The organism is Geopseudomonas aromaticivorans, from assembly GCF_019097855.1.
In the GTDB taxonomy this organism is placed as follows: Bacteria; Pseudomonadota; Gammaproteobacteria; order Pseudomonadales; family Pseudomonadaceae; genus Geopseudomonas; species Geopseudomonas aromaticivorans.
This window is the reverse complement of record NZ_JAHRGL010000049.1, coordinates 99767-126345: the sequence shown is the minus strand read 5'-3', so window position 1 is coordinate 126345 and position 26579 is coordinate 99767. Positions and strand designations below refer to the sequence as shown.

General features: G+C 67.5%; 27 protein-coding genes and 1 pseudogene (1 of these 28 cut by a window edge). 11 read left to right on the top strand and 17 right to left on the bottom strand.

Translation table 11 applies throughout. The annotated features are described in order from the left end of the window. Positions 1-13 precede the first annotated feature (13 nt). Both KRX52_RS15175 and trmB read left to right on the top strand, forming a co-directional pair. Positions 14-811 carry a thiazole synthase gene (locus KRX52_RS15175; protein WP_217682561.1) on the top strand — a complete coding sequence of 266 codons (798 nt, stop codon included), beginning with the start codon at positions 14-16 and terminating at the stop codon, positions 809-811. 101 nt (positions 812-912) lie between these two features. Next, complete coding sequence (gene trmB / locus KRX52_RS15170) at positions 913-1635, top strand: tRNA (guanosine(46)-N7)-methyltransferase TrmB (protein ID WP_437439707.1); 723 nt, start codon at positions 913-915, stop codon at positions 1633-1635. A gap of 131 nt (positions 1636-1766) precedes the next feature. Here trmB and KRX52_RS15165 read toward each other — a convergent pair whose 3' ends face one another. The 10 genes from KRX52_RS15165 to KRX52_RS15120 all read right to left on the bottom strand — a co-directional run bounded on the left by KRX52_RS15165 (position 1767) and on the right by KRX52_RS15120 (position 8831). Continuing rightward, positions 1767-2090 carry a DUF3392 domain-containing protein gene (locus KRX52_RS15165; RefSeq protein ID WP_217682560.1) on the bottom strand — a complete coding sequence of 108 codons (324 nt, stop codon included), beginning with the start codon at positions 2088-2090 and terminating at the stop codon, positions 1767-1769. 177 nt (positions 2091-2267) lie between these two features. Next, a complete protein-coding gene (hemW, locus tag KRX52_RS15160; protein ID WP_217682559.1) occupies positions 2268-3443 on the bottom strand; it encodes a radical SAM family heme chaperone HemW in 1176 nt (391 codons plus the stop codon). Then, a complete protein-coding gene (rdgB, locus tag KRX52_RS15155; RefSeq protein WP_217682558.1) occupies positions 3440-4036 on the bottom strand; it encodes an RdgB/HAM1 family non-canonical purine NTP pyrophosphatase in 597 nt (198 codons plus the stop codon). Before rdgB ends, hemW begins: the two co-directional genes overlap by 4 nt. After that, the gene (locus KRX52_RS15150) at positions 4033-4464 is read right to left on the bottom strand and encodes a DUF4426 domain-containing protein (protein WP_217682557.1); all 432 of its coding nucleotides are present in this window, start codon (positions 4462-4464) and stop codon (positions 4033-4035) included. The genes rdgB and KRX52_RS15150 overlap by 4 nt, the downstream gene beginning before the upstream one ends. Before the next feature lie 28 nt (positions 4465-4492). Beyond that, positions 4493-5083 (bottom strand): methionine biosynthesis protein MetW, encoded by a 591-nt coding sequence (gene metW, locus KRX52_RS15145; protein ID WP_217682556.1) that lies wholly within the window; start codon positions 5081-5083, stop codon positions 4493-4495. Between the two features lie 15 nt (positions 5084-5098). Then, positions 5099-6238, bottom strand: a complete 1140-nt coding sequence (metX, locus tag KRX52_RS15140; RefSeq protein WP_217682555.1) for a homoserine O-succinyltransferase MetX — start codon at positions 6236-6238, stop codon at positions 5099-5101. 124 nt (positions 6239-6362) lie between these two features. Beyond that, positions 6363-6668 (bottom strand): DUF167 domain-containing protein, encoded by a 306-nt coding sequence (locus tag KRX52_RS15135; RefSeq protein WP_217682554.1) that lies wholly within the window; start codon positions 6666-6668, stop codon positions 6363-6365. Continuing rightward, a complete protein-coding gene (locus KRX52_RS15130) occupies positions 6668-7261 on the bottom strand; it encodes a YggT family protein (protein ID WP_217682553.1) in 594 nt (197 codons plus the stop codon). The genes KRX52_RS15135 and KRX52_RS15130 overlap by 1 nt, the downstream gene beginning before the upstream one ends. A 9-nt stretch (positions 7262-7270) precedes the next feature. After that, positions 7271-8089 (bottom strand): pyrroline-5-carboxylate reductase, encoded by an 819-nt coding sequence (gene proC / locus KRX52_RS15125; protein WP_217682552.1) that lies wholly within the window; start codon positions 8087-8089, stop codon positions 7271-7273. Positions 8090-8123: 34 nt separating this feature from the next. Next, positions 8124-8831: a YggS family pyridoxal phosphate-dependent enzyme gene (locus KRX52_RS15120; protein ID WP_217682551.1), complete on the bottom strand. Its 708-nt coding sequence runs from the start codon at positions 8829-8831 to the stop codon at positions 8124-8126. A gap of 71 nt (positions 8832-8902) precedes the next feature. Between KRX52_RS15120 and KRX52_RS15115 the strand changes: the two genes are divergently transcribed. From KRX52_RS15115 to KRX52_RS15105, 3 genes are all read left to right on the top strand, one after another. Next, positions 8903-9937, top strand: a complete 1035-nt coding sequence (locus KRX52_RS15115) for a type IV pilus twitching motility protein PilT (protein WP_217682550.1) — start codon at positions 8903-8905, stop codon at positions 9935-9937. 75 nt (positions 9938-10012) lie between these two features. Further along, a complete protein-coding gene (locus KRX52_RS15110) occupies positions 10013-11161 on the top strand; it encodes a PilT/PilU family type 4a pilus ATPase (protein WP_217682549.1) in 1149 nt (382 codons plus the stop codon). A gap of 80 nt (positions 11162-11241) precedes the next feature. Beyond that, on the top strand, positions 11242-11646 hold the full coding sequence (locus KRX52_RS15105) for an NINE protein (protein WP_217682548.1): 405 nt from the start codon (positions 11242-11244) through the stop codon (positions 11644-11646). 64 nt (positions 11647-11710) lie between these two features. Here the strand turns inward: KRX52_RS15105 and KRX52_RS15100 are convergent, their stop codons facing one another. The 7 genes from KRX52_RS15100 to gshB all read right to left on the bottom strand — a co-directional run bounded on the left by KRX52_RS15100 (position 11711) and on the right by gshB (position 17522). Then, entirely contained in the window at positions 11711-12982 is a 1272-nt protein-coding gene (locus KRX52_RS15100; protein WP_217682547.1) for a dihydroorotase, read from the bottom strand. Then, positions 12979-13983, bottom strand: coding sequence for an aspartate carbamoyltransferase catalytic subunit (locus tag KRX52_RS15095; RefSeq protein ID WP_217682546.1), 1005 nt, complete (start codon positions 13981-13983; stop codon positions 12979-12981). The genes KRX52_RS15100 and KRX52_RS15095 overlap by 4 nt, the downstream gene beginning before the upstream one ends. 11 nt (positions 13984-13994) lie before the next feature. Continuing rightward, the gene (gene pyrR / locus KRX52_RS15090) at positions 13995-14510 is read right to left on the bottom strand and encodes a bifunctional pyr operon transcriptional regulator/uracil phosphoribosyltransferase PyrR (RefSeq protein ID WP_217682545.1); all 516 of its coding nucleotides are present in this window, start codon (positions 14508-14510) and stop codon (positions 13995-13997) included. A 17-nt stretch (positions 14511-14527) separates the two neighbouring features. After that, on the bottom strand, positions 14528-14962 hold the full coding sequence (ruvX, locus tag KRX52_RS15085) for a Holliday junction resolvase RuvX (protein WP_217682544.1): 435 nt from the start codon (positions 14960-14962) through the stop codon (positions 14528-14530). After that, positions 14959-15528 (bottom strand): YqgE/AlgH family protein, encoded by a 570-nt coding sequence (locus tag KRX52_RS15080; RefSeq protein WP_217682543.1) that lies wholly within the window; start codon positions 15526-15528, stop codon positions 14959-14961. The genes ruvX and KRX52_RS15080 overlap by 4 nt, the downstream gene beginning before the upstream one ends. Positions 15529-15578: 50 nt before the next feature. Next, complete coding sequence (locus tag KRX52_RS15075) at positions 15579-16472, bottom strand: energy transducer TonB (RefSeq protein ID WP_217682542.1); 894 nt, start codon at positions 16470-16472, stop codon at positions 15579-15581. A gap of 90 nt (positions 16473-16562) precedes the next feature. Beyond that, positions 16563-17522, bottom strand: coding sequence for a glutathione synthase (gene gshB, locus KRX52_RS15070; RefSeq protein ID WP_217682541.1), 960 nt, complete (start codon positions 17520-17522; stop codon positions 16563-16565). Between the two features lie 245 nt (positions 17523-17767). On the opposite strand from gshB, the gene pilG reads away from it, so the two are divergent. From pilG to KRX52_RS15040, 6 genes and pseudogenes are all read left to right on the top strand, one after another. Continuing rightward, positions 17768-18178, top strand: coding sequence for a twitching motility response regulator PilG (gene pilG, locus KRX52_RS15065; RefSeq protein ID WP_217682540.1), 411 nt, complete (start codon positions 17768-17770; stop codon positions 18176-18178). 46 nt (positions 18179-18224) lie between these two features. Further along, positions 18225-18590: a twitching motility response regulator PilH gene (pilH, locus tag KRX52_RS15060; RefSeq protein WP_217682539.1), complete on the top strand. Its 366-nt coding sequence runs from the start codon at positions 18225-18227 to the stop codon at positions 18588-18590. Positions 18591-18639: 49 nt separating this feature from the next. Further along, complete coding sequence (locus KRX52_RS15055) at positions 18640-19182, top strand: chemotaxis protein CheW (RefSeq protein ID WP_217682538.1); 543 nt, start codon at positions 18640-18642, stop codon at positions 19180-19182. Positions 19183-19265: 83 nt separating this feature from the next. Further along, positions 19266-21314 (top strand): methyl-accepting chemotaxis protein, encoded by a 2049-nt coding sequence (locus tag KRX52_RS15050; protein WP_217682537.1) that lies wholly within the window; start codon positions 19266-19268, stop codon positions 21312-21314. Between the two features lie 62 nt (positions 21315-21376). Continuing rightward, positions 21377-22240 carry a CheR family methyltransferase gene (locus KRX52_RS15045; protein ID WP_217682691.1) on the top strand — a complete coding sequence of 288 codons (864 nt, stop codon included), beginning with the start codon at positions 21377-21379 and terminating at the stop codon, positions 22238-22240. Positions 22241-22264: 24 nt separating this feature from the next. Further along, positions 22265-26579, top strand: a pseudogene (locus tag KRX52_RS15040) (Hpt domain-containing protein); it runs 3044 nt beyond the window's last position.

Sequence of the window (26579 nt, the reverse complement as noted above, 5' to 3'; positions counted from 1 at the left end):
AGAGGAGCTCCCGATGAGCCAGTCTTTCCCGATCGACAAGCCGCTGGTCCTGGCCGGCCGTACCTATCACTCGCGCCTGCTGGTCGGCACCGGCAAGTACAAGGATCTCGACGAGACCCGCCTGGCCATCGAGGCCTCCGGCGCCGAAATCGTCACCGTCGCCGTGCGCCGGACCAACATCGGCCAGAATCCCGGCGAGCCGAACCTGCTCGATGTGATCAGCCCCGAGCGCTACACCATCCTGCCCAACACCGCCGGCTGCTACGACGCCGTGGAGGCGGTGCGCACCTGCCGCCTGGCCCGCGAGCTGCTCGACGGCCACAAGCTGGTCAAGCTGGAAGTGCTGGCCGACCAGAAGACCCTGTTCCCCAACGTGATCGAGACCCTCAAGGCCGCCGAAACCTTGGTCAAGGACGGCTTCGACGTGATGGTCTACACCAGCGACGACCCGATCATCGCCCGCCAGCTGGCCGAGATCGGCTGCATCGCGGTGATGCCGCTGGCCGGCCTGATCGGCACCGGCCTCGGCATCTGCAACCCGTACAACCTGCGCATCATCCTCGAGGAAGCGACTGTGCCGGTGCTGGTCGACGCCGGGGTGGGCACCGCGTCGGATGCCGCCATCGCCATGGAGCTGGGCTGCGAGGCGGTGCTGATGAACAGCGCCATCGCCCACGCCCAGCACCCGGTGCTGATGGCCGAGGCGATGAAGCACGCCATCGTCGCCGGTCGCCTGGCCTACCTGGCCGGGCGCATGCCGAAGAAGCTCTACGCCAGCGCCTCGTCGCCGCTCGAAGGGCTGATCCGCTAAGCGGCTTTTCCATGGGCAGGCCCCTGGCGCTGCCCCGACTTCAGCACAGCGAGTCCGGTCCGCGAGGGCAGGGCTCGTTTGTCTTTACAGCGAATGTGTTCATGACTGACGAAATCCAACAAGCGCCGCAAGCTGCCGGCGAAGCGCGCCGCCTGCGCACCATCAAGAGCTTCGTGATGCGCGCCGGGCGGGTGACCGAGGGCCAGCAGCGCGGTCTCGAACTGGGCTGGCCGAAGTTCGGCCTGCAACTGGAAGACGGCCTGCGCGACTTCGACCAGCTGTTTGGTCGCCAGGCGCCGCGCACCTTCGAGATCGGCTTCGGCATGGGCCACGCGACCCTGGAGATGGCGGCCGCCGCGCCCGAGCAGGACTTCATCGGCGTCGAGGTGCACCGGCCTGGCGTCGGCGCCCTGCTCAGCGGTGCCCTGGCGCAGGACCTGAGCAATATCCGCGTGTACAGCTGCGATGCGCTGGACGTGCTGCGCCAGTGCGTGGCCGACGCCAGCCTGGATCGCGTGCTGCTGTTCTTCCCCGATCCCTGGCACAAGGCCAAGCACAACAAGCGGCGCATCGTGCAGCCGGCGTTCGCCGAGCTGGTACGCCAGAAGCTCAAGGTCGGCGGTGTGCTGCACATGGCCACCGACTGGCAGCCCTACGCCGAGCACATGCTGGAGGTGCTGAGCGCCGCGCCCGGCTATCGCAACCTGGCCGCGGACGGCACCTACGTGCCGCGCCCCGAGGAGCGCCCGGTGACCAAGTTCGAACGCCGCGGCGAGCGCCTCGGCCACGGGGTGTGGGACCTGAAGTTCCAGCGCGTGGAGTGAATCGGTGCTGAAACAACGAAGCCGGGCATTGCCCGGCTTCGTTGTTTCTGGCCGCGGTGGAGCATGCAGGGTGGAAAACGACCGCAGGTCTTTTCCACCGGGTGGTCATCCACTCTACGCGGGGTAGCGGATCAGCGCCGCTCGGCGATCACGCCGATGCCGATGAACACCAGCAGCAGCGCCGGCGCCAGGGTGTAGTTGTTCAGCTGCGCCAGGCCCTTCTCCAGCCAGGGGGTGGCATGGACGATGACCATGCCGTAGCCCAGTGCGCAGAGCAGGATGAACAGCAGGGTACGGAACACGAAGTTCAGGCTGCCGACCTGACGTTGCAGCCAGGCATTGACCAGCGGGCCGAACAGCACCAGCAGCGCGGCGACCACCGCCAGGGCGATCTCGTCGAGATGGCTGCGGCACCAGCGCGACAGGGTGACGAACAGGTCGAGTAGCAGATCCATGCGGACTCCTGACTAGTACGGGAAGGCTTGGGCTAGTGTACCCGCTGCGACGTGACGGGCCTGCCACGCCGCACACGCTTGGGGCAGAAAGTGCTGCGGCAGCAGCGCAGGGTAGATGGCCACCCCGTGGAAAATACGCGTGGCGATTTTCCACCCTGCCCGCGGTGCGCGGGGCGTTCAGTCGAGAAAGTGCTGCAACAGGTCGTTGAGGAACAGCTGGCCGCGTGGCGTCGGGCGCAGCACCTGAGGATCGGCGTCGAGCAACCCGGCCGCGCGCGCCGCGGCGCAAGCGTCACTGATGCTGGCCAGCGGCAGGCCGGTGCGCTGCTCGAACAGCGCCGCCGGCACCCCGCCGGTCAGGCGCAGGGCGTTCATCATGAACTCGAACGGCAGTTCGGCGGCTTCCAGCAGGCGCTCGCCGGCCTGGAAGGGTTTGCCCGGATCGAGGTAGTCCCTGGGCAGGCGGGTCTTCCAGCTGCGGCGGATCTGGCCGTGCGGGTCGCTCAGCTTGGCATGGGCGCCGGCGCCGATGCCGAGGAAGTCGCCGAAGCTCCAGTAGTTGAGGTTGTGCCGCGCACGGCGATTGTCTCGCGCGTAGGCCGAGGTCTCGTACTGGGCGAAGCCGTGCTCGGCCAGCAGGGCCTGGCCGGCCTCCTGGATGTCCCAGAGGATGTCGTCCTCGGGAATCTGCGGCGGCTGGCTCCAGAACACCGTGTTCGGCTCCAGGGTCAGCTGGTACCAGGACAGGTGGGTCGGCGCGAGGGCAATGGCCTGGCGCAGGTCGGCCAGCGCGCCGGCGACGTCCTGGCCGGGCAGGCCGTGCATCAGGTCGAGGTTGAAGTTGTCGAAGCCGGCGCGCCGCGCCATCTCGGCGGCGCGGATCGCTTCGGCGCCGTCGTGGATGCGCCCCAGCGCCTTGAGCTGCTCGCCGTGGAAGCTCTGCACGCCGATCGACAGGCGATTGATGCCGAGCGCGCGATAGTCGACGAACTTGGCCTGCTCGAAGGTGCCCGGGTTGGCCTCGAGGGTGATCTCGATGTCGGCGGCGAAGGCCAGGCGCCGGTTGACGCCCTGCAGCAGGCGGTCGAGGGCGCGCGCGGAGAACAGGCTGGGGGTGCCGCCGCCGAAGAAGATCGAGCCCAGCGCACGGCCGTGGGCGGCCGGCAGGTCGATGTCGAGGTCGGCGAGCAGGGCGTCGACATAGGCCTCTTCCGGCAGTTCCGGCCCGGCGGCGTGGGAGTTGAAGTCGCAGTACGGGCACTTGCGCACGCACCACGGGATGTGGATGTACAGCGCCAGCGGCGGCAGCTGGAACTGCCCCGGCGTGGCCGGGGCGAGCGTTGCCGAACTCAAGCGAGGGCCAGCCGCTGCTTGAGCAGGGCCATGGCCCGCGCGCGGTGGCTGAGCTGGTTCTTCTCGGTCGAGGCCAGTTCGGCACTGGCGCACTCGCGCTCCGGGACCCAGAACAGCGGGTCGTAGCCGAAGCCGCCTTCGCCGCGGGGCTCGTGGAGGATGCGGCCGTGCCACAGGCCCTCGCAGATGATCGGCAGCGGGTCGTCGGCGTGCTGGACCAGCGCCAGGGCGCAGACGAACTGGGCGCCGCGTTCGGCGTCCGGCACGTCCTGCAGCGCGGCCAGCAGCTTGGCGTTGTTGGCCGCATCGCCCAGGCCGTCGGCGTAGCGCGCCGAGCGGATGCCCGGGGCACCGCCGAGGGCGTCCACCGCCAAGCCCGAGTCGTCGGCCAGCGCCGGCAGGCCGGAGACCCGCGCGGCGTGGCGGGCCTTGAGGATGGCGTTCTCGACGAAGGACAGGCCGGTTTCCTCCGGCTCGTGGCTGCTGAACTCGGCCACCGAGCGCACGCGCACGGCGTCGCCCAGCATGGCCTGCAGTTCTTTGAGTTTGCCGGCGTTGTGGCTGGCCAGTACCAGTTCGGTCAGGGCTTTCATTCGTCGGGGAATACTTCCTGGTTGAAGGTCAGGCTGTGGCTGGTACCGCCGTCCTGCACCTTGAGGTCGAAGGTCAGCACTTCGCGGCTGGTCATGGTGAACTGCGCCAGATGATAGACCGCCTGCTGGTCGCCCTCACCTTCGCTGACGCGCTGGAAGTTGAGCGGCTTGCTCTGGCCGAGCAGGTTCTTCACCGTGCCGCTGACGCTGGCCGCGGGCACGGCCTTGCCGGCGCGCATCACCGCGACGTTGACCACGCCCTGGGTCTTGCTGCGGGTCAGACCGGAGGCGGCGGCGATGTCCGGCTGCAGGAAGCTGGAGTTGAAGACGTTGTAGTGCACCTCGAGATCGCCGAAGCGCTGCAGGCGTTCGGCGGCGGCTGGCAGGGCCAGGCTGAGGGTGAGCAGGAACAGGGCTAGACGACGCATGGGCTTATCTCCTATTGGGACGCCTTGGTCAGCGGGTGACACGGTAGATACCGATCTCACCCAACAGATTAGGCCACAGGCGCGCGAGTGCATGCAGCCGGTGGTCGCGGTCCACCGCCAGACGATCGAGCACCCGCAGGCGCTGCTCGCGGCACAACGCCTCGAAGTCGCGGAAGGTGCAGAAGTGGATGTTCGGCGTGTTGTACCAGGTGTAGGGCAGGAAGTCCGAACGAGGCATCTCGCCGCGGCGCGCCAGGTACCAGCGGCAGCGCCAGTGGCCGAAGTTGGGGAAGGTGATGATGCAGGTCTTGCCGACCCGCAACATGTCCCTGAGGATGCGGTCGGGATAGTGCACCGCCTGCAGGGTCTGGGTCATCACCACCACGTCGAAGCTGTCGTCGCCGAAGTGGTCGAGACCGAGGTCGAGATCCTGCTCGATGACGTTGACCCCGCGGTCCAGGCACTGGGCGATCTTGTCCGGGTCGCGCTCCAGGCCGTAGCCGTGCACCTGCTTGTGCTCGCGCAGCCAGGCCAGCAGCTCGCCATTGCCGCAGCCGAGGTCGAGGACCCGGCTGCCGGCGGGGATCCATTCCTGAATGATTTCCAGATCGGCACGCATGTTCGGCGGCAGTCCTTACACGGCAATACGGTTCATGTAGCGACCGAAACCCTGGATGTAGCGCGGGCTCGGGATGAGGAAGGCGTCGTGGCCGTGGGCCGACTCGATCTCCAAGTAGCTGACGTTCTTCTTCGCCGCCACCAGCGCATCGACGATCTCCCGCGAGCGGGCCGGCGAGAAGCGCCAGTCGGTGGAGAAGGAGATCACGCAGAAGTTCGCCTGCGCCGGCTCCAGGGTCTTCACCAGGTCGTCGCCATGGGCGGCGGCCGGGTCGAAGTAGTCCAGCGCCTTGGTCATCAGCAGGTAGGTGTTGGCGTCGAAGCGCCCGGAGAACTCCTCGCCCTGATAGCGCAGGTAGCTCTCGACCTGGAACTCGACACTGTGGAAGTCGTAGTTGAGCTGGTCGGTCTTCAGCTCGCGGCCGAATTTCTCGCCCATGGCGTCGTCGGACAGGTAGGTGATGTGGCCGACCATGCGCGCCAGCATCAGGCCGCGCTTGGGGATGGTGCCCTGCTCCTGGAAGTGGCCGCCGTGGAAGTCCGGGTCGGTGAGGATGGCCTGGCGCGCCACTTCGTTGAAGGCGATGTTCTGCGCCGACAGCTTGGGCGCCGAGGCGATCACCAGGCAGTGGCGCACGCGCTCGGGGTAGCTGATGCTCCACTGCAGCGCCTGCATGCCGCCGAGGCTGCCGCCGACCACCGCGGCCCACTGTTCGATGCCGAGGGCGTCGGCCAGGCGAGCCTGGCTGTGCACCCAGTCCTCCACGGTCAGCACCGGGAAGTCGGCGCCGTAGGCGCGGCCGGTGTCCGGGTTGCGGCTGCCGGGGCCGGTGGAGCCGTTGCAGCCGCCGAGGTTGTTGAGGCTGACGACGAAGAACTTGCGGGTATCGATCGGCTTGCCCGGGCCGATGCAGCTGTCCCACCAGCCCGGCTTGCGATCGTCGGGGCTGTGGTAGCCGGCGGCGTGGTGGTGGCCGGAGAGGGCATGGCAGATCAGCACGGCGTTGCTGCGTTCGGCGTTCAGCGTGCCGTAGGTTTCGTAGACCAGCTCGTAGTCGGCCAGCTGGCGGCCGCCGGCGAGCGGCAGGGGTTCCTTGAAATGCAGGACCTGGGGGCTGACCAGGCCGACGGAATCTTCGGCGAAGACGGTGGGCATCGACCCTGCTCTCGAAAAATGAAGTGCGCCAGTCTAAAGAGCGCTGCCCACAGGGGCAAGGGCGCGCCCGGCGGGGCGCGGGGTGCGCCGTGTGCCTCTGGATCGGCAGTGCGCATGGCGCACCCTACGTCGGGCGCTCGGCCTCGAGCTCGGCGGCCAGCTCCGCCGGCAGTTTCTGCGGCGCATGGATGCGCACGCGCTTCTGCCGGTTGAGTTCGCCGCTCTCCAGGCTGACCTGGCTCTTGGCGACGCCGAAGGCCTTGCCGAGGAATGCCAGCAGGTGGGCGTTGGCCTTGCCTTCCACCGGTGGCGCCGTCAGGCGGATCTTCAGACGGTCGCCGTGCAGTCCGGCGAACTCGTCCTTGCTCGCCTTGGGCTGCAGGTGGCAGGCGAGGACCAGGTCTGCGCCGTCCCAGCGGAACCAGCTCATCAGAGGAACGGGCTGAGCAGCTGCGGCATGTGGCTCATGGCCGCGAGGTTGCGGATCACCAGCATGTCGATCAGCTGCAGGGCGATGAAGGCGAAGATCGGCGAGATATCCAGGCCGCCGAGGTTGGGCAGCAGGCGGCGGATCGGCATCAGCAGCGGTTCGCAGATCTGGTTGACCAGCTGGGCGCCGGGATTGTAGCTGCCCGGGGCGACCCAGGAGAGGATCACGCTGACGATCAGGGCGAAGAAGAAGATCTTCAGGAGCAGCGCGGTGACGCCGATCACCGCCCAGATCAGCAGCTGCGGCAGCAGGCCGCCGATGCCGTAGCCCATCAGCAGCAGGGTCAGGGCCATCAGCAGCAGCTGGATCAGCAGGGCCAGCACCAAGGATGCCAGGTCCAGGCCGCCGAAGCCGGGAATCACCTTGCGCAGCGGGTTGAGCAGCGGCTTGGTGGCCTTGACCGCGAACTGGCAGAGCGGGTTGTAGAAGTCGGCGCGCACCAGTTGCAGGGTGAAACGCAGCAGCACGATCAGCAGGTACAGGCTGCCGAGGGTCTGCAGCACGTAGATGGCGGCAGTGTTGAGTCCGTTCATCGGGGCTCCTTATTGACCGAGCTGTTCGGCCATTTCGGCCGAGCGGTGGGCGGCAGCCTGCAGCGCCTGGTCGACCAGCGCCTCGAAGCCGCCGGCCTGGAAGGCCTTGATCGCCGCCTCGGTGGTGCCGTTGGGCGAGGTCACCCGGCGGCGCAGCTCGGCCGGATCGAAGTCGCTGACCAGCGCCATGCGTGCCGCGCCGAAGGCGGTCTGGCGGGCCAGCAGGCTGGCGGTTTCGGCGGGCAGGCCGAGGCGCTCGCCGGCGGCGGTCATCGCCTCCATGAGCAGGAAGAAGTAGGCCGGGCCGCTGCCGGACACTGCGGTCACCGCGTCGATCAGCTGCTCCTCCTCCAGCCACAGCACCAGGCCGACCGCATCCAGCAGGGCCTCGGCCTGCTCGCGCTGTGCCGTGCTGGTGCGCGCGTTGGCGTACAGGCCGCTGGCGCCTTCGTGCAGCAGCGCCGGGGTGTTGGGCATGCAGCGCACGATGGCCTGCTCGCCGAGCCAGCGCTCGAGGCTGGCGCAGGGGATGCCGGCGGCGATGGAGACGATCAGCACGCCGGCCGGCAGCGCCGGCGCCAGGGCCAGGCAGACTTCCTTCATCACCTGCGGTTTGACCGCCAGCACCACGATCTCGGCGCCGGCCACGGCGATGGCGTTGTCCTCCAGTACCGCGATGCCGTGCTCGCGGGCGATGCGCTGGCGCTGCTCGGCCTGCGGCTCGCTGGCGGTGAGGCGGTCGGCAGGCACGCCGCGGGCGATCAGGCCGCCGATCAGGCTGGTGGCCATGTTGCCGGCGCCGATGAAAGCAATGCGGGGGTGATTCATGAGGCGATTCCTTGTCGGTGGGCGGGACGCCGATTCAGCGGGCGTCACGCGCGGATGATGTCTGAGGGTAGTCGCGGGCGCCGAACAGCGCGCTGCCGATGCGCACCCAGGTGGCGCCCTCGGCGATGGCAGCCTCCAGGTCGTCGCTCATGCCCATCGACAGGGTGTCGAGCGGCAGCGGCAGGCTGTCCTTCAGCTGGTGCAGGCGGGCGAAGGCGGCGCGCTGGGCGCTGACGTCGGCGGTCGGCTCGGGAATGGCCATCAGCCCGCGCAGGCGCAGGTTGGGCAGCGCCGCCACCGCGGCGGCCAGTGCCGGTAGCTCTGCGGGGCTGCAGCCGGATTTGCTGGGCTCAAGGCTGACGTTGACCTGCAGGCAGATGTTCAGGGGCGGCAGTTCGGCGGGGCGCTGGGCGGACAGGCGTTCGGCGATCTTCAGGCGGTCCACCGAGTGCACCCAGGCGAAGTGCTCGGCGAGCGGCTTGGTCTTGTTCGACTGGATCGGGCCGATGAAGTGCCAGGTCAGCTCGAGGTCGGCCAGCTCGGCCTGCTTGGCGAGGGCCTCCTGCAGGTAGTTCTCGCCGAAGTCGCGCTGGCCGGCGGCGAACGCCGCGCGCAGCGCCGCGGCCGGCTTGGTCTTGCTCACCGCCAGCAGCTGCACGCCGTGCGGATCGCGGCCGGATGCTTGCGCCGCCTCACGGATGCGTGTGCGGACCTTTGCAATATTGTCGTGGATCGTGGACATTTGGTTCCGCTTTTCGCCCGGCCGCTGCCTGTCGCGGCATTCTACCCGCTTGTTTGTGATTGGGGACCCCCATGGATATTACCGAGCTGCTGGCCTTCAGCGCCAAGCAGGGCGCATCGGACCTGCACCTCTCTGCCGGACTGCCGCCGATGATTCGCGTCGACGGCGACGTGCGTCGCATCAACCTGCCGCCGATGGAGCACAAGCAGGTGCATGCGCTGATCTACGACATCATGAACGACAAGCAGCGCAAGGACTTCGAGGAGTTCCTCGAGACCGACTTCTCCTTCGAGGTGCCCGGCGTGGCGCGCTTCCGGGTCAACGCGTTCAACCAGAACCGTGGCGCCGGCGCGGTGTTCCGGACCATTCCCTCGCGCGTGCTGACCATGGAAGACCTCGGCATGGGCGAGGTGTTCAAGAAGATCACCGACGTACCGCGCGGCCTGGTGCTGGTCACCGGTCCGACCGGTTCGGGCAAGTCGACCACCCTGGCGGCGATGCTCGACTACCTGAACAACACCAAGTATCACCACATCCTCACCATCGAGGACCCGATCGAATTCGTCCACGAGTCGAAGAAGTGTCTGGTCAACCAGCGCGAGGTGCACCGCGACACCCTCGGCTTCTCCGAGGCGCTGCGCTCGGCCCTGCGTGAGGACCCGGACATCATCCTGGTCGGCGAGATGCGCGACCTGGAGACCATCCGCCTGGCGCTGACCGCCGCGGAAACCGGTCACCTGGTGTTCGGCACCCTGCACACCACCTCGGCGGCCAAGACCATCGACCGGATCGTCGACGTGTTCCCCGCCGAGGAGAAGTCGATGGTCCGCTCGATGCTCTCCGAATCGCTGCAGGCGGTGATCTCGCAGACCCTGCTGAAGAAGGTCGGCGGCGGCCGGGTAGCGGCCCACGAGATCATGATCGGCACTCCGGCGATCCGCAACCTGATCCGCGAGGACAAGGTGGCGCAGATGTATTCGTCGATCCAGACCGGTGGTGCGCTGGGCATGCAGACCCTCGATGCCTGCCTGAAGACCCTGGTCAGCAAGGGGCTGGTCAGCCGCGACGCGGCCAAGGAAAAGGCCAAGTCGCCGGAGAGCCTGTAATCGTTCGGCAGGTCGCCCCGTCGGGTGACCTGCCTGTCACGCTGCCCGGGCAGCGGCAAGCATCAAGGGAAAACCATGGAATTCGAGAAACTGCTGCGCCTGATGGTCGAAAAGGGTGGCTCCGACCTGTTCATCACCGCGGGCGTGCCGCCGTCGATGAAGATCAACGGCAAGATCCTGCCGGTGACCAAGAGCCCGATGGCGCCGGAGCAGACCCGCGAGACCGTGCTGTCGGTGATGAACGAGCAGCAGCGCCGCGAGCTGGCCGAGACCCACGAGTGCAACTTCGCCATCAGCGCCCGTGGCGTCGGCCGTTTCCGCGTCAGCGCCTTCTACCAGCGCAACCTGATCGGCATGGTGCTGCGCCGCATCGAGACCACCATTCCCACCTTCGAAGACCTCAACCTGCCCGATGTGCTCAAGCAGCTGTCGATGACCAAGCGCGGCCTGGTGCTGTTCGTCGGCGCTACCGGCGCGGGCAAGTCGACCTCGCTGGCGGCGATGATCGGCTACCGCAACAAGAACTCCCAGGGCCATATCATTTCCATCGAGGACCCCATCGAGTTCATCCACCAGCACCAGGGTTGCATCGTCACCCAGCGCGAGGTGGGCATCGATACCGAGTCCTACGACGTGGCGCTGAAGAACACCCTGCGCCAGGCACCGGACGTGATCATGATCGGCGAGGTGCGGACCCGCGAGACCATGGACTACGCCGTGGCCTTCGCCGAGACCGGCCACCTGTGCCTGGCCACCCTGCACGCCAACAACGCCAACCAGGCGCTGGACCGCATCATCCACTTCTTCCCGGCGGACCGTCACGAGCAGGTGTGGATGGACCTGTCGCTCAACCTGCGCGCCATCGTCGCCCAGCAGCTGGTGCCGACCCCGGACGGCAAGGGCCGCCGCGCGGTGATCGAGGTGCTGATCAACACCCCGCTGATGGCCGACCTGATCCGCAAGGGCGAGGTGCACGAGCTCAAGCCGCTGATGAAGCGCTCCGCCGAGCAAGGCATGCAGACCTTCGACCAGGCGCTGTACCAGCTATACAGCAATGGCGAGATCACCTACGAGGATGCCCTGGCCCATGCCGACTCGGCCAACGACCTGCGCCTGATGATCAAGCTGGGCTCGGAAACCGACGCCGAGCACCTGGGCAACCTGACCCAGAGCCTCAGCCTCGAGCAGAGTGCCGAGGACGCGCCGGGCCTGCGCCGCCGCTGAAGGGGAACGCAGGCCCGATCTGCCGGTCGAACCCGGTGATAGCCTTGGCTGTCACCCTCTGACCCTTGCCAGGAGGCAGCATGACGACACTGAACCGGGACACCCACAGCAAGACCATCGGCTATCTGTTGTGGCTGTTCGGCTTTCTCGGTGCGCACCGCTTCTACTACGGGCGCCCGGTGACCGGCACCATCTGGTTCTGCACCCTCGGCCTGTTCGGCATCGGCTGGCTGATCGACCTGTTGCTGATCCCCGGCATGGATCGTCAGGCGGACCTGCGTTTTCACGCCGGGCGTACCAGCTACAACGTGGCGTGGATCCTGCTGACTTTCCTCGGCGTGTTCGGCGTGCACCGCATGTACATGGGCAAGTGGCTCACCGGCATCCTCTACCTGTGTACCGGCGGCTTCTTCCTGATCGGCGTGCTCTACGACTTCTGGACCCTCAACGACCAGATCTCGATTCGCAACGCCTGGCGCTTCTGAGCGCATCGCCAGAATGCACAAGGCCCGCCGAATTGGCGGGCCTTGTCGTTTGCAGGGGAAGCGCTCAGCCTTCGTGGCTGATGCGCCCGCCCTGCAGGGTGTAGCGCACGGCGCCGGGCAGGCAGTGGCCGAGGAACGGGCTGTTGCCGCCGCGCGACAGCCAGCGCTCGCCGGCCAGGGTCTGCGCCTGGGCGTCGAACAGCACCAGATCGGCCGGCGCGCCGACCGCCAGGCGGCCGGCCGGCAGGCGCAGGGCGTCGGCGGGACCGCAGGTGAGGCGCGCCAGCAGGCTCGGCAGGTCGAGCAGGCCGTCCTCGACCAGGGTCAGGGCCAGCGGCAGGAGGATTTCCACGCTGCTGATGCCCGGTTCGGTGGCGCCGAACGGCGCCAGCTTGGCGTCCGGCTCGTGGGGCTGGTGGTGGCTGGCGATGGCGCCGATCACTCCGCTCTGCAGCGCCGCGCGCAGGCCGTCGCGGTCGCGGCGCGAGCGCAGCGGCGGTTGCACGTGATACAGGCTGGAGAAACCAGCCAGCGCCTCGTCGGTGAGGATCAGCTGGTACAGCGCCACATCGGCGGTCACCGGCAGGCCGCGGGCCTGGGCGGCGGCGATCATCTCCGCGCCGCGGGCGCTGGTGATCTGGCTGAAGTGGGCGCGCACGCCGCTCTGCTCGACCAGCAGCAGGTCGCGGGCCAGGGCCACGGTCTCGGCGGTTTCCGGGATGCCGCTCAGGCCGAGGAAGCTGGCGGTCGGCCCCTCGTGGGCCAGGCCGCCGGCGGCGAGGTCGGCGTCCTGGGAGGTGAACACCACGGTGAGGTCGAAGGTGGCGGCGTACTCCAGGGCGCGGCCCAGCACGCGGTTGTCGACCAGCGGTGCCAGGCCGTTGGTGAAGGCCACGCAGCCGGCGTCGCGCAGGGCCACCAGTTCGGCCAGCTGCTCGCCGGCCAGGCCTTTGGTCAGGGCGCCGATGGGGAACACGCGGGTGTGGTTGGCGGCGACGGCGCGGTCGAGGGTCAGCTCGACCACCGCTGGCGTGTCCAGCACCGGCTTGGTCTGCGGCGGGCAGCACAGGCTGGTGACGCCGCCGGCGGCGGCGGCGCGGGTTTCGCTGGCGATGGTGCCCTTGCGGGTGTAGCCCGGCTCGCGCAGGCTCACCGCCAGGTCGACCAGGCCGGGCGCGGCGACCAGGCCGTGGGCGGCGATCTGCTGTTCGGCGGCGAAGCCGGCCGGGGCAGCGCCGAGGGCGACGATGCGGCCGCCGTCGATGTGGATGTCGCAGGTGCGGTCGAGGGCGCTGGCCGGGTCGATCACGCGGGCGCCGTGGATGCTGATTTTCACTGGGCGTCTCCCTGTTCGAGCTGGCGCTGGGCCTGCTGGCCGCTCATGGCCATGGACAACACGGCCATGCGGATGGCGATGCCGTAGGTTACCTGGTTGAGAATCACCGACTGGGCGCCGTCGGCCACCGCCGATTCGATCTCCACGCCGCGGTTGATCGGCCCCGGGTGCATGACGATGGCGTCCGGCTTGGCCAGCGCCAGGCGCTGCTCGCTGAGGCCGTAGAGACGGTAGAACTCGCCTTCGCTGGGCAGCAGGCCACCCTGCATGCGCTCGCGCTGCAGGCGCAGCATGATCACCACGTCGACGTCCTTGAGGCCGGCGGCGAGGTCGGTGTAGGCGCGCACGCCGTACTGCTCGATGCCGATCGGCAGCAGGGTCTTCGGCGCGATCACGCGGATGTCCGGGCAGCCGAGGGTCTTCAGTGCCAGCATGTTGGAGCGCGCCACCCGCGAGTGGAGGATGTCGCCGACGATGGCCACCGAGAGGTTCTCGAAGCCGCCCTTGTGGCGGCGGATGGTCAGCATGTCGAGCATGCCCTGGGTCGGGTGGGCGTGGCGGCCGTCGCCGCCGTTGATCACCGCGACATGCGGGCAGACGTGCTCGGCGATGAAGTGCGCCGCGCCGGAGTCGGCATGGCGCACCACGAACATGTCGGCAGCCATCGCCTCGAGGTTGCGCAGGGTGTCGGTCAGCGTCTCGCCCTTGCTGGTCGAGGAGGTCGACACGTTGAGGGTGATCACGTCGGCGGACAGCCGCTTGGCGGCCAGCTCGAAGGTGGTGCGGGTGCGCGTGGAGTTCTCGAAGAACACGTTGCACACGGTCTTGCCGCGCAGCAGCGGCACCTTCTTCACCGCGCGGGCGCCGACCTCGAGGAAGGAGTCGGCGGTGTCGAGGATCTCGGTGAGCAGCTCGCGGGGCAGGCCGTCGAGAGAGAGGAAGTGGCGCAGCTGGCCCTGGTCGTTGAGCTGCAGCGGGCGCTTGGCGTCGGTCGGCGTCATCGCGGTAATTCTCAGTGGGGGGCGGCGAGGGTCTGCAGCTCGAGGGCGAGCGGCGCGGGACCGTGCAATTTTACCCGCTGGTCGGCGGCCAGCGACAGGGTGGCGCCGAGCACGTCGGCGCGGATCGGCAGCTCGCGGGCGTCGAGATCGAGCAGACAGACCAAGGTCACGCTGGCCGGGCGGCCGTAGTCGAACAGCGCGTTGAGGGCGGCGCGCACGGTGCGCCCGCTCATCAGCACGTCGTCGATCAGCACCAGGTGCTGGCCTTCGATGTCGAACGGCAGCTCCGAGGGGCGCACCTGCGGGTGCAGGCCATGCTGGCTGAAGTCGTCGCGGTAGAAGGACACGTTGAGCACGCCCAGCGGCGCCTCGCTCCGGCCAAGCTGGGCGAGCAGGGCGCTGGCGACCCACACGCCGCCGGTGTGGATGCCGACGAAGCGCGGCTCGTGGATGCCGCGGCGGGCCAGGTGGGCGCGCAGGTCGGCGGCCATCTGCGCGAGCAGAACGGCGGGGTCAGGCAGGGTCATGGACTCTCCTCGGAAAATCAAAGCGGTTGAGCGAGCTGCTGCTCCAGCCAGCCTTCCAGCAGCAGGGCGGCGGCCAGGGCATCCACCGGGCGCTCGCGATAGCCGCCGCGCTGGCCTTGGGTCAGGCGCTGGCCCTTGGCCTCGTAGGTGGTCAGGCGCTCGTCGTGGGTGAATGCCGGCAGGTTGAAGCGGCCGTTGAGGCGGCGGGCGAACTTCTCGGCGCGGGCGCTCATCTCGCTGGGCGTACCGTCCATGTTCAGCGGCAGGCCGACGACGAGGGCATCCGGCTGCCACTCCTGGATCAGCTTCTCGATCTGGCTCCAGTCCGGCACGCCGTTCTGCGCCTTGAGCACGCACAGCTCGCGGGCCTGGCCGGTGATCGCCTGGCCGACGGCGACGCCGATCTGTTTGCTGCCGTAGTCGAAGCCAAGGAGCAGGCGCGGTGCACTCATGCGTGGCCAGCCTGGCTGGACAGCAGGCTGAGGTCGATGCCCAGCGGCGCCGCCGCGCGCTGCAGGCGCTGCGCGACGTCGACATCGAACAGCACGGCGGGGTCGGCCGGGCAGGTCAGCCAGGCGTTGTCGAGCAGTTCGTCCTCCAGCTGGCCGGCTTCCCAGCCGGCATAGCCAAGGGCGATGAGAAAGCGCTCGGGGCCGCTGTGGTCGGCGATCGCCAGCAGCACGTCCTGCGAGGTGGACAGCGCCAGTTCGCCGAGCTCGAGGGTGGACTGGTAGCTCCAGCCGTGGGGATGCAGGACGAAGCCGCGGTCGGTGTGCACCGGGCCGCCGGCATAGATCGGCAGCTGGTGGCAGCGAGCGTCCGCCGCGGTATCCGGGCTGAGCTGTTCGAGCACGTCGGCGAGGTTGAGTTCGCTGGGGCGATTGACCACCAGGCCCATGGCGCCGTGCTGGTTGTGTTCCACCAGGTAGATCACGCTCTGGGCAAAGTTCGGATCGGCCATGTGCGGCATGGCGATCAGGAAGTGATGCTTGAGATAGCTGGGGGATGAGCTGTTCATGGCGCTAGTTTCGGCGCTCGCGCCGCCGGCTGCAAGCGCTGCACGGCGGCTCAGTTGCTGGCCAGGCGGTCGCCGCGCTCGAAGCGCCAGGTGCGGATGATTTCCAGCACGTCGACGTCGCTGAGATCGCCGCTGAACGGCGCGAACGGTGCCGACAGGCGCACGATGCGCAGGGCGGCCTGATCGAGGAGCGGCTGGCCGGAGGACTCGAGCACGGAAACCTCGCGCAGGGTGCCGTTGCTGTTGATCGACACCAGCAGGCGCAGGCTGCCGTAGATGCGCTGGCGGCGTGCCTCGTCCGGGTAGTTGAGGTTGCCGACCCGCTCGACCTTGCGCCGCCACTCGTCCTTGTACCAGGCGCCCTTGTCGCGCATGGTCGAGGCCGCGTTGAGGCGATGGATGCGCGGGCGCTTGGCATACAGCTGCTGTTCGTGGCTGAGTTGGGCCTCGAGGCTGGCGATCTCGGTCGACAGCTGGCTGCTGTCGAACTCCGGCGTTTGCGCGACAGGCTCGGCCGGGCGGGGCGGTTGTGCCTTGCTGGCGGTCTTCTCGCGCTGCGGTGCGCGGGTGGCGACGGCGGCACGGCTGGTCGGCGGCGGGGTGTTCGCCTTGGGCTGGGCCTGCGGCTCGACCTTGCGGATCTGGCTGTCCTGGAAGGGTGCCAGCTCGGTGGTCTTCGGCGTGGCCTTGTGCTCCAGGCTGCCGCTGCCCTGCTGGTCGTGCTGGGCGAGGAAGTCGGCCTGTTTCGGCTTTTCCGCACTCTTGAAGCTGGCGATGGTGATGTCGAGGGTCTTGCTGACCAGATTCGGCCCGGGCAGGCTGAAGCTCACGCCGAGCAGCAACGCCAGGTGCACGATGGTCGCCAGGAGCAGGGTGAAGCCCAGGCGATCCGCCGGACGCACGCCGGCGGAGCTAGGGAGGAGAGTGTGGGCAGCTGCGTTCATCGGTGGGCGCATGGCAGATAACCGGCGCAGTCTGCCGCCGGCTCCGGCAAAAGTCCATGAAGCACTGCGCGCCTTGACGCTTTGCCTGGCTCAGTTCTGACGTGCGGCGAGCTTGGTGGCGATGCAGTCCATCAGCTGGCCGGCGATGTCGGTGTTGAAGGTGGCGTCGATCTCGCGGATGCAGGTCGGGCTGGTCACGTTGATCTCGGTGAGCTGCTCGCCGATCACATCGAGGCCGACGAACAGCAGGCCCTTCTCGCGCAGGGTCGGGCCGACCTGGGCGGCGATCCAGCGGTCGCGCTCGGTCAGCGGGCGGGCCTCGCCGCGGCCGCCGGCGGCCAGATTACCGCGTGTCTCGCCGTGCGCCGGAATGCGCGCCAGGCAGTACGGCACCGGCTCGCCGTCGATCATCAGGATGCGCTTGTCGCCGTCCTTGATCGCCGGCAGGTAGCGCTGTGCCATGATCTGCCGGCTGCCGTGGCCGGTCAGCGTCTCGAGGATCACCGACAGGTTGGGATCGCCCTCGCGGTGGTGGAAGATCGACGAGCCGCCCATGCCGTCCAGGGGTTTGAGAATGATGTCACGCTGCTCGGCGGCGAACTCGCGCAGAATGTCGACGCGCCGGCTCACCAGGGTCGGCGGCGTGCATTGCGGGAACTGGGTGGCGAACAGCTTCTCGTTGCAGTCGCGCAGGCTCTGCGGGCGGTTGACCACCAGCAGACCTTCGCGCTCGGCCTGTTCCAGCAGTTGCGTGCAATAGAGGAATTCGTTGTCGAACGGCGGGTCCTTGCGCATCAGGATCACGTCCAGCTCGTGCAGGGCCAGATCCTGCTCGTCATCGAAATGGAACCAATGCTTGGCATCATGGATGACCTGCAGCGGGCGCGTGCGGGCCCGCACCTGGCCGTCGCGCAGGTACAGGTCCTGCTGCTCCATATAGAACAGCGACCAGCCGCGGGCTTGGGCGGCGAACAGCATGGCCAGCGAGCTGTCCTTCTTGAAGGCTATGCGGGCGATGGGGTCCATGACGATGCCCAGGCGAACGCTCATAGGGGTAGTCCTCTGCAACGAAACAACGGCCTGAAGGCCGTACAAGGCGATTGACGGTTGCCCAAGGTGGCCGCGAGTTTGCCTTGAGTCAAGGAAAAACCTTACGCATCCGGGGCTTATGGCTTGCCGCCGGAGAGTGTGCTAAAAAGCCCCGTCGATCAGGTCGCACCCTGCGGCATGACACAGCGCGCAAGCGCGTCGGGCGACGGAAAACAACGACTCACCGAGGCAATGGTAGGGCAGACATGGAACAGCATTCCGAGAGCTTGAAGGTCATGGTCATCGACGATTCGAAAACGATTCGTCGTACTGCCGAAACCCTGCTGAAGAAAGTGGGTTGTGACGTCATCACGGCCGTCGACGGCTTCGATGCCCTGGCCAAGATCGCCGATTCGCATCCTGGCATCATCTTCGTCGACATCATGATGCCGCGTCTGGATGGCTATCAAACCTGCGCCCTGATCAAGAATAATAGTGCGTTCAAATCCACGCCGGTGATCATGCTGTCCTCCAAGGATGGCCTGTTCGACAAGGCCAAGGGGCGCATCGTCGGCTCCGATCAGTATCTGACCAAGCCCTTCAGCAAGGAAGAACTGCTCGGTGCCATCAAGACGCACGTTCCGGGCTTCGTGCCGGTGGAACAAGCTACAACCTGACGTCCGGCCGACTGGCTGCCGACGCGTGCCTTTATTGGGGAATTTCATGGCTCGAATTCTGATTGTTGATGACTCGCCGACCGAGATGTACAAGCTCACCGCCATGCTCGAGAAGCATGGGCATCAGGTGTTGAAGGCGGAAAACGGTGCCGATGGTGTCGCTCTCGCGCGCCAGGAAAAGCCCGATGTCGTGTTGATGGACGTGGTCATGCCGGGCCTCAACGGTTTCCAGGCAACCCGCCAGCTGACCAAGGACGCGGAAACCGGTCACATTCCGGTGATCATTGTCACCACCAAGGATCAGGAAACCGATAGGGTCTGGGGCAAGCGCCAGGGCGCCCGCGACTACCTGACCAAACCGGTCGATGAAGACACCCTGCTGAAGACTATCGCTGCCGTTCAGGCGGGCTGATCGTTCATTCATCGCAGGAAGCGACAAGCAGAAAAAGGCCAGCAGCGGCATGTCCGACGTCATGACACCCTTCCAGCACCTGATCGAGATCGACCAGCTCTGCCGCCGCCATTCCGCGGGCTTGCCAGCCCAGCAGGAGGCCGCCCAGAGCTGGAGCGGCATCGGCTTTCGCATGGGCACGCGCCTGTTCGTCGCCCCTATGGGGGAGGTCACCGAGGTCCTGCACGAGCCGCGCCACACCCTGCTGCCGGGCGTCAGAACCTGGGTCAAGGGCGTCGCCAACGTGCGCGGCCGGCTGTTGCCGATTATGGACCTGTGCGGTTTCTTCGGCAGCGAACTGTCGCCGCTGCGCAAGCAGCGGCGGGTGCTGGTGGTCGAGCACGGTGAAGTCTTTGCCGGTCTCATCGTCGATGAAGTGTTCGGCATGCAGCACTTCTCCGTGGATGCCTTTGCCGAGCAGCTGCCACCGCTCGAGGCCTCCATCCAGCCGTTCATCCATGGCGTGTTCCAGCGTGAGCGCCCCTGGCTGGTGTTCAGCCCGCATGCGTTGGCCAGGGCGCAGGCGTTCCTCGATGTTGCGGTAAATAACTAGATCTACCGGATGGGGCGGTATTGCCGGCCCGTGTCGTTACTTGGGAACAGTTTAGTGTGGAAGGTCCAGGCGGGGGCCAGACAATGAAAAAACTCAACGCAGGCAATCTCTTCTCGGGCACGCGCAGCAGCAGTCTGATCGGTGGTCTTTTCGCCATCCTGATCGTGTCTGTGGTGCTGCTGTTTGCCAACTTTGCGTACCTCAACCAGCAGTCCGAATACGACAAGCAGTACATCGCTCACGCCGGTGAGCTGCGCCTGCTGTCCCAGGGGATCGCCAAGAACGCCGTCGAGGCGGCGGCGGGCAAGGCCGATGCCTTCGCCCTGCTGAAGAGCGAACGCGACGACTTCCAGCAGCGCTGGGAGTGGCTGAGCCAAGGTGACGCCGACACCGGCCTGCCGGCCAGTCCGGAAGCGGTAGCCAGCAACCTCGCCACCGTGCAGGCCGACTGGGAGCGCCTGCGCACCAGTACCGACGCCATTCTGGCCAGCCAGCAGACCGTGCTGTCGCTGCACCAGGTGGCCAGCACCCTGGCGGAAACCATTCCGCAGCTGCAGGTCGAGTACGAAGAGGTCGTGGATATCCTGCTGGAGAACGGTGCGCCGGCCGACCAGGTTGCCGTGGCCCAGCGCCAGTCGCTGCTCGCCGAACGGATTCTCGCCGCGGTGAACAAGGTGCTCGCCGGTGCCGAAGACTCGGTGCAGGCGGCCGACAGCTTCGGTCGCGACGCCAGCCTGTTCGGTCGCGTACTGACCGGCATGCACGAAGGCAACCCGGCCATGTCGATCACCAAGGTGACCGATGCCGAGGCCATCACCCGTCTGAAGGAGATCACCGAACTGTTCTCCTTCGTTTCCGGCTCGGTGGACGAGATCCTGGAAACCTCGCCGGAACTGTTCCAGGTGCGCGAATCCGCCAACAACATCTTCGGCGAGTCGCAGAAGGTGCTGGAGGGCACTACCCAGCTGGCCGGTGGCTTCGAGAACCTGGCCGTCAGCCGGACCTTCAATACCCTGGCCGGCTACCTGCTGGGCCTGCTCGCCCTGGCCTCGATCATGCTGATGGCGCTGATCCTGGTGCGCGAGACCCGCGGCCGCCTGGTGGAAACCGCCGAGAAGAACGACCGCAACCAGTCGGCGATTCTGCGTCTGCTCGATGAAATCGGCGACCTGGCGGACGGTGACCTGACCGTGCAGGCCACGGTAACCGAGGACTTCACCGGTGCCATCGCCGACTCCATCAACTACTCCATCGACCAGCTGCGCGACCTGGTAGAGACCATCAACCAGACCGCCGTACAGGTGGCTGCCGCCGCCCAGGAAACCCAGGCGACGGCGATGCACCTGGCCGAGGCTTCCGAGCACCAGGCCCAGGAAATTGCCGGTGCTTCCGCGGCGATCAACGAAATGGCGGTGTCCATTGACCAGGTGTCGGCCAACGCCGCCGAATCCTCCGCGGTAGCGGAGCGCTCGGTAGCCATCGCCAACAAGGGTAACGAGGTGGTGCAGAACACCATCGCCGGCATGGACAACATCCGCGAGCAGATCCAGGACACCTCCAAGCGGATCAAGCGCCTCGGCGAATCGTCCCAGGAGATCGGTGACATCGTCAGCCTGATTAACGACATTGCCGACCAGACCAACATCCTGGCACTGAACGCGGCGATCCAGGCCTCCATGGCCGGTGACGCCGGTCGCGGCTTCGCGGTGGTAGCGGACGAGGTACAGCGCCTCGCAGAACGCTCCTCGGCGGCGACCAAGCAGATCGAGGCACTGGTGAAGACCATTCAGACCGACACCAACGAGGCGGTCATCTCGATGGAACAAACCACCACCGAGGTGGTGCGCGGTGCCCGCCTGGCGCAGGACGCCGGTGTGGCCCTGGAAGAGATCGAGAAGGTATCGCGCAGCCTGGCAGCGCTGATCCAGAACATTTCCAACGCCGCCCGCCAGCAGTCCTCCTCGGCCGGTCACATCTCCAACACCATGTACGTGATCCAGGAGATCACCACGCAGACCTCCTCGGGTACCACCGCAACCGCGCGCAGCATCGGCACCTTGGCCAAGATGGCCACCGACATGCGCAAGTCGGTTTCCGGCTTCACCCTCCCCGAACACCGGGAACAGGCCTGATAGCACGGTGGGCGGCAGCCTGACCGGGTTGTCGCCAAGTGACCACGAACGAGGGGCGCGGCATGCAGCCAAGCGCGGTCTGGGCCATGAAGCCGCTGCCCGATATCACGGCGGCGGAATTCAGGGCCTGGCAGGAGTTGCTGGAAACGCGTAGCGGCATGGTGCTCAACGAGCAGCGCCGCGCGTTCCTGCAGACCATTCTGGGGGCCCGGCTGCGTGAACTGGGACTGGACAGCTACGCCAGTTATTTCCAGCAGGTAACCGACGGCCCGCGCGGCGCGGTCGAGTGGTCGAACCTGATGGACCACCTGACGGTGCAGGAAACCCACTTCTTTCGTCATCCGCCGTCGTACCAGCGGCTGGCCGTCCACCTGCGCGAGCGTCTGGGCGTGGTGCAGGAAGGCCGTGCGTGGCAGCTGTGGAGTGTCGGCTGCGCCAGTGGCGAGGAAGCCTATTCGCTGGCGCTGGTGGCCGCCGAGGTGCAGCGCGAGGCGGGTCTGAGCGGCCGCTTTGGCGTCACCGGGACCGACATCAGTCTCAACGCCTTGGCCCGTGCCCGCAGTGGCCGTTACGCCGCGCGGCGGGTCGGCGAGGTGGGCGGCGAGTTGCTCGAGCGCTATTTCCTCGAGCAGCCCGATGGCGGTTTCCAGGTCTGCGAGTCCCTGCGTGAACGTACCTGTTTTGTCCGTCTGAATGTGCTCGATCTGGCGCGTGCGCCGCAGCGTGGCATGGACGTCATCTTCTGTCAGAACCTGCTGATCTACTTTCGGCGCTGGCGCCGGCGCGACATTCTTGCGCGCCTGGCCGAGCGTCTGGCCCCCGGCGGGCTGCTGGTGATTGGAGTTGGCGAAGTGGCCGACTGGAGTCATCCCCTGCTGCTGCCGGTTGCCGATGAGCAAGTGCTGGCCTTTACCCGAAAGGGGTAATCATGATCAATGTGTGGAGTCTGTATGGGTGATCGGCACGACTATGTCGCCCTGGATTGGGTCAAGGGCGAAATCGCGGAAACCCTCAAGCAGGCCCGCCAGGCCCTGGAAGCGTTCGTCGAGAGTTCGCAGGATCTGACGCGCCTGCGTTTCTGTCTGAGCTACGTCCACCAGGTGCAGGGCACCCTGCAGATGGTCGAGTTCTACGGCGCGGCGCTGCTGGCCGAGGAAATGGAGCAGCTGCTGCAGGCGCTGATCGATGGCCGGGCCAGCACTCAGGGCGACGCCTTGCCGGTGCTGATGCAGGCGATCCTGCAGCTGCCGGCCTACCTCGACCGCATCCAGAGCGCCCGCCGCGACCTGCCGTTGGTGGTCCTGCCGCTGCTCAACGATCTGCGCAATGCGCGCGGCGAGAAACTGCTGTCGGAAACCAGCCTGTTCGCTCCGGACCTTTCGGCCCGGGTAGCCGCACTGCCGGCGAGCACCCTCGAACGCCTGGAGGCCGCCGGCCTGCCGACCCTGCTGCGCAAGCTGCGGCAGATGTTGCAGGTGGCGCTGGTCGGCTTCATGCGCAACCAGGAGCCGGCGACCCAGCTGGCCTACATGGCCAAGGTGTTCGCCAAGCTGGAAAGCCTGTGCAAGGGGGCGCCTATCGGTGCCCTGTGGCCGGTGGCCGCCGGCGTGGTCGAGGGCCTGAGTGACGGCAGCGTGGCCTCGGGCAGCACGGTGTGCACCCTGCTGCGCGAGGTCGACCACGAGCTCAAGCGCCTGATCGACGAGGGTGTCGGCGCGCTCAACCAGCCAGCGCCCGACGAGCTGCTGAAGAATCTGCTGTTCTACATCGCCAAGAGTCCGAGCAGCGAAGGCCGTATCGCCGCGCTGAAGGAACACTATCGGCTGGCCGAGGCGATGCCCGACAGCCAGGTAGTCGACGAGGAGCGGGCCCGCATGGCCGGTCCCGACCGCGATGCCATGCGCTCGGTGGTCGGTGCCCTGTGCGAGGAGCTGGTGCGGATCAAGGACAGCCTCGATCTGTTCGTGCGCAGCGACCGCCGTCAGGTGGGGGATCTGGCGGCCCTGCAGGGGCCGCTCAAGCAGGTCGCCGACACCCTGGCCGTGCTGGGTTTCGGCCAGCAGCGCAAGGTGGTGGCCGATCAGTTGGCGATGATTGCCCTGTTGATCGGCGGCCAGCAGCAGCCCAGTGACGCGGTGCTGATGGATATCGCCGGCGCCCTGCTGTTCGTCGAGGCCACTCTGTCCGGGATGGTCGGCCCGGCGGAGGGAGAGCGTGCCGAGGAGAACCTGCTGCCGACCACCGATGTCGGCCAGATTCACCAACTGGTCATCAAGGAAGCGCGTACCGGGCTCGAGCAGTCCAAGGACGCGATCATCGAGTTCATCGCCTCGCAGTGGAATCACGAGCACCTGGCCCGCGTCCCCGAGCTGCTGACCCAGGTGCGTGGCGGACTCGGCATGATTCCGTTGCCGCGGGTCGCCGCGCTGCTGGATGCCTGCTGCCGCTACATCCGCGAACAGCTGCTGGTCCGCCAGGCCGTGCCCAGCTGGCAGAGTCTGGATACCCTGGCCGATGCGATCACCAGCGTCGAGTACTACCTCGAGCGGATTTCCGAAGATCATGCCAGCCAGGGCGAGCTGATCCTCGACGTTGCCGAGGAAAGCCTCAGCTCGCTGGGCTACGGGCTGCAGCCGACCCGCTCGATTCTCGACACGCCCAGCGAGGTTCTGGTCACGGACGTGCCGCTCTTCGCGCCGGCCGAGTCGACGGTCGTCGTCCCCGAAGCCGCCGCGGTCGTGGCCGCCGCAGCGGATACGCCGTCCACGGCACCCTGCGAGCCGGTTGTTGTCCCTCCGGCTGCCGCGGCCGAGCTTGCGGCTGAGCCAGCGCCTGTTGCCGAGGTAGCGTCTGAGGTCATGGCCCAGCCGGCACCCATGCCCGTCGAGGCGGCGGAGCCGCCAGCGCTGGAAGCCGTGGCGCTGGCGGCCGAGGTCGAAGCTGTTGCCACGCCGACGCTGGCCGAGGTGATGGCGGCGCCGGTCGTGGCCATCAATCCGCCTGCCGGGGACGTGCCACCTCAGCTGCTGCCGCCGCCGGCCGACGAAGAGCCGATGGACGAGGATCTGCAGGAAGTGTTCATCGAGGAGGCTGGCGAGGTCCTCGATACCCTCAACGAATATCTGCCGCAGTGGTCTGCCGACACCGGCAATCGTGAGGCGCTCACCGAGGTGCGGCGCGCCTTCCACACCCTCAAGGGCAGTGGGCGCATGGTTCGCGCCCTGGTCATCGGCGAGCTGGCTTGGTCGATCGAGAACATGCTCAACCGGGTCATCGACCGGACCATCCAGCCCGACGCGGCGCTGCAGCAGGTGATCCGCGCTGTCGTCGACCTGCTGCCGGCCCTGGTCGAGGAGTATGCCGCCAAGAGCCAGCGCCAGCGCGACGATGTCGATCTGCTGGCTGCCGCTGCCCACGCGCTGTCCAAGGGCCAGCCGCTGCCAGCGGCAGGCGTGGCCGCGGTGCTGGTCGCGCCTGTCGGCGAAGCCGCGGTTGCTGCCCCGTCGCCGGTCATGGTCGAGACTTCGCCGGTGGTGACGCCGGTTGCCGACGACGGTGACGTCGCTCTGCTCGACCCGCAGCTGCTGGAGATCTTCCGCGCCGAGGCCGAGGCTCATCTCGAGGCGCTGGACCGCTATCTGGCCGCCTGCGAGCGGGAGCTGCCGCAACCGGTCACCGATGAGTTGCAACGCGCCCTGCACACCCTCAAGGGCAGTGCCTACATGGCCGGCATCCAGCCAATCGCCGAGGTGGCGGCGCCCCTGGAGAAGCTGGCCAAGGAGTTCAAGACCAACCTGATCCCCTTCGGTCTGGTGGCCGCCGAACTGCTGCGCGATGCGGCAAAGATCCTGCGCCATGGTCTCGAGCAGCTCGGTACGCAGCCGCTGTCGAGCCTGCCGGGCAGCACCCCGCTGCTGCAGCGGGTACAGCAGCTGCAGCAGGAACAACTGGAGAATGCCGAAGCCGAGTGGCGCAGTCGCGAAGGCGACAGCCGCGATCCCCAACTGATCAGCCAGTTCCTCGCCGAGGGCATGGATATCCTGCTGGATGCCGACGAGCTGCTGGTCCGCTGGCGCCAGCATCCGGCCGAGCACGAGGAGCTGGATGCCCTGCGCAACGAGCTGGCCACCCTGGCCCAGGGGGCCCGGCAGGCCGAGCTGCCGCAGGTCGACCTGCTCTGTGCGGCCTTGCTGGCTATCTACGTCGCCGTCAGCGAGTCGCGTCTGGCGGTCGATGAGGCGTTCTTCCGCGAGGTCGAGGCGGCCCACGAGGCACTGATCGGCATGATGGATCAGGTGGCGGCCGGCCTCGAGGTCACGCCGCAGCCGGAACGCGTACAGGCGCTGCAGCAGCTGCTCGACCATTCTGCCGCTGCCGCTGCCGCTGCCGCTGCCGCTGCCGCTGCCGCTGCCGCTGCCGCTGCGCTGGAAGTCCCGCCAGTCGACTTGCTGCTGGAGTCGGCGCCCTTCGACCATCCGGCTGAGGCTGAGGCTGAGGCTGAGGCTGAGGCTGAGGCTGAGGCTGAGGCTGAGGCTGCGCCCGAGCCCGAGCCCGAGCCTGAGCCTCAGGTTGAGTCCCTGGCCGTGTCGGCCCCGCTGGCTGAGGCCGACGCGGAGTTCGAACTGGCGCCCGCCCTCCTGGTCGAGCCCGAATGGCCCGCGGCGCTCGTCGAGCTGCCGGCGGTGGAGATGGCGCCGTTGTCTGTCGAGGAAGACGCCGCCGACCCGGAAATGGTCGAGATCTTCCTCGAGGAGGCTGGCGACATTCTCGACAGCGCGGCCGGCGCACTCGAGCGCTGGCTGAACGAGCCACAAGCCCGCGCTGCACTGGCAGCCCTGCAGCGCGACCTGCACACCCTCAAGGGCGGGGCGCGGATGGCCGGCGTGCGCGCCATTGGCGATCTGGCCCACGAGCTGGAATCGATCTACGAGGGGCTCAGCGATGGCCGGTTTGCCATGGCGGCCGCCTTTGCCCGTGTGCTGCACGATGGCCACGACCTGCTGGCTCGTCAGGTGGAGGAGTTGCAGCAGGGGCTGCCGCTGACCGCCGCAGGCACCTTGCTCGAACAGATGCGCGCTCTGCGCCAGTGCGACGTGCCGCAGTTGCCGGTGAGCCTCGGCGAACCACATCCTGAAGCCGAAGCCGAAGCCGAAGCCGAAGCCGAAGCCGAAGCCGAAGCCGAAGCCGAAGCCGAAGCCGAAGCCGAAGCCGAAGCCGAAGCCGAAGCCGAAGCCGAAGCCGAAGCCGAAGCCGAAGCCGAAGCCG

What these genes read in the sequence shown, in the direction of transcription:
- KRX52_RS15175 (WP_217682561.1), top strand. Translation starts at nt 14, where the DNA reads ATGAGCCAGTCTTTCCCGATCGACAAGCCGCTGGTCCTGGCCGGCCGT.
- trmB (WP_437439707.1), top strand. Translation starts at nt 913, where the DNA reads ATGACTGACGAAATCCAACAAGCGCCGCAAGCTGCCGGCGAAGCGCGC.
- KRX52_RS15165 (WP_217682560.1), bottom strand. Translation starts at nt 2,090, where the DNA reads ATGGATCTGCTACTCGACCTGTTCGTCACCCTGTCGCGCTGGTGCCGC.
- rdgB (WP_217682558.1), bottom strand. Translation starts at nt 4,036, where the DNA reads ATGAAAGCCCTGACCGAACTGGTACTGGCCAGCCACAACGCCGGCAAA.
- KRX52_RS15150 (WP_217682557.1), bottom strand. Translation starts at nt 4,464, where the DNA reads ATGCGTCGTCTAGCCCTGTTCCTGCTCACCCTCAGCCTGGCCCTGCCA.
- metW (WP_217682556.1), bottom strand. Translation starts at nt 5,083, where the DNA reads ATGCGTGCCGATCTGGAAATCATTCAGGAATGGATCCCCGCCGGCAGC.
- metX (WP_217682555.1), bottom strand. Translation starts at nt 6,238, where the DNA reads ATGCCCACCGTCTTCGCCGAAGATTCCGTCGGCCTGGTCAGCCCCCAG.
- KRX52_RS15135 (WP_217682554.1), bottom strand. Translation starts at nt 6,668, where the DNA reads ATGAGCTGGTTCCGCTGGGACGGCGCAGACCTGGTCCTCGCCTGCCAC.
- KRX52_RS15130 (WP_217682553.1), bottom strand. Translation starts at nt 7,261, where the DNA reads ATGAACGGACTCAACACTGCCGCCATCTACGTGCTGCAGACCCTCGGC.
- proC (WP_217682552.1), bottom strand. Translation starts at nt 8,089, where the DNA reads ATGAATCACCCCCGCATTGCTTTCATCGGCGCCGGCAACATGGCCACC.
- KRX52_RS15120 (WP_217682551.1), bottom strand. Translation starts at nt 8,831, where the DNA reads ATGTCCACGATCCACGACAATATTGCAAAGGTCCGCACACGCATCCGT.
- KRX52_RS15115 (WP_217682550.1), top strand. Translation starts at nt 8,903, where the DNA reads ATGGATATTACCGAGCTGCTGGCCTTCAGCGCCAAGCAGGGCGCATCG.
- KRX52_RS15110 (WP_217682549.1), top strand. Translation starts at nt 10,013, where the DNA reads ATGGAATTCGAGAAACTGCTGCGCCTGATGGTCGAAAAGGGTGGCTCC.
- KRX52_RS15105 (WP_217682548.1), top strand. Translation starts at nt 11,242, where the DNA reads ATGACGACACTGAACCGGGACACCCACAGCAAGACCATCGGCTATCTG.
- KRX52_RS15095 (WP_217682546.1), bottom strand. Translation starts at nt 13,983, where the DNA reads ATGACGCCGACCGACGCCAAGCGCCCGCTGCAGCTCAACGACCAGGGC.
- pyrR (WP_217682545.1), bottom strand. Translation starts at nt 14,510, where the DNA reads ATGACCCTGCCTGACCCCGCCGTTCTGCTCGCGCAGATGGCCGCCGAC.
- ruvX (WP_217682544.1), bottom strand. Translation starts at nt 14,962, where the DNA reads ATGAGTGCACCGCGCCTGCTCCTTGGCTTCGACTACGGCAGCAAACAG.
- KRX52_RS15080 (WP_217682543.1), bottom strand. Translation starts at nt 15,528, where the DNA reads ATGAACAGCTCATCCCCCAGCTATCTCAAGCATCACTTCCTGATCGCC.
- KRX52_RS15075 (WP_217682542.1), bottom strand. Translation starts at nt 16,472, where the DNA reads ATGAACGCAGCTGCCCACACTCTCCTCCCTAGCTCCGCCGGCGTGCGT.
- gshB (WP_217682541.1), bottom strand. Translation starts at nt 17,522, where the DNA reads ATGAGCGTTCGCCTGGGCATCGTCATGGACCCCATCGCCCGCATAGCC.
- pilG (WP_217682540.1), top strand. Translation starts at nt 17,768, where the DNA reads ATGGAACAGCATTCCGAGAGCTTGAAGGTCATGGTCATCGACGATTCG.
- pilH (WP_217682539.1), top strand. Translation starts at nt 18,225, where the DNA reads ATGGCTCGAATTCTGATTGTTGATGACTCGCCGACCGAGATGTACAAG.
- KRX52_RS15055 (WP_217682538.1), top strand. Translation starts at nt 18,640, where the DNA reads ATGTCCGACGTCATGACACCCTTCCAGCACCTGATCGAGATCGACCAG.
- KRX52_RS15050 (WP_217682537.1), top strand. Translation starts at nt 19,266, where the DNA reads ATGAAAAAACTCAACGCAGGCAATCTCTTCTCGGGCACGCGCAGCAGC.
- KRX52_RS15045 (WP_217682691.1), top strand. Translation starts at nt 21,377, where the DNA reads ATGCAGCCAAGCGCGGTCTGGGCCATGAAGCCGCTGCCCGATATCACG.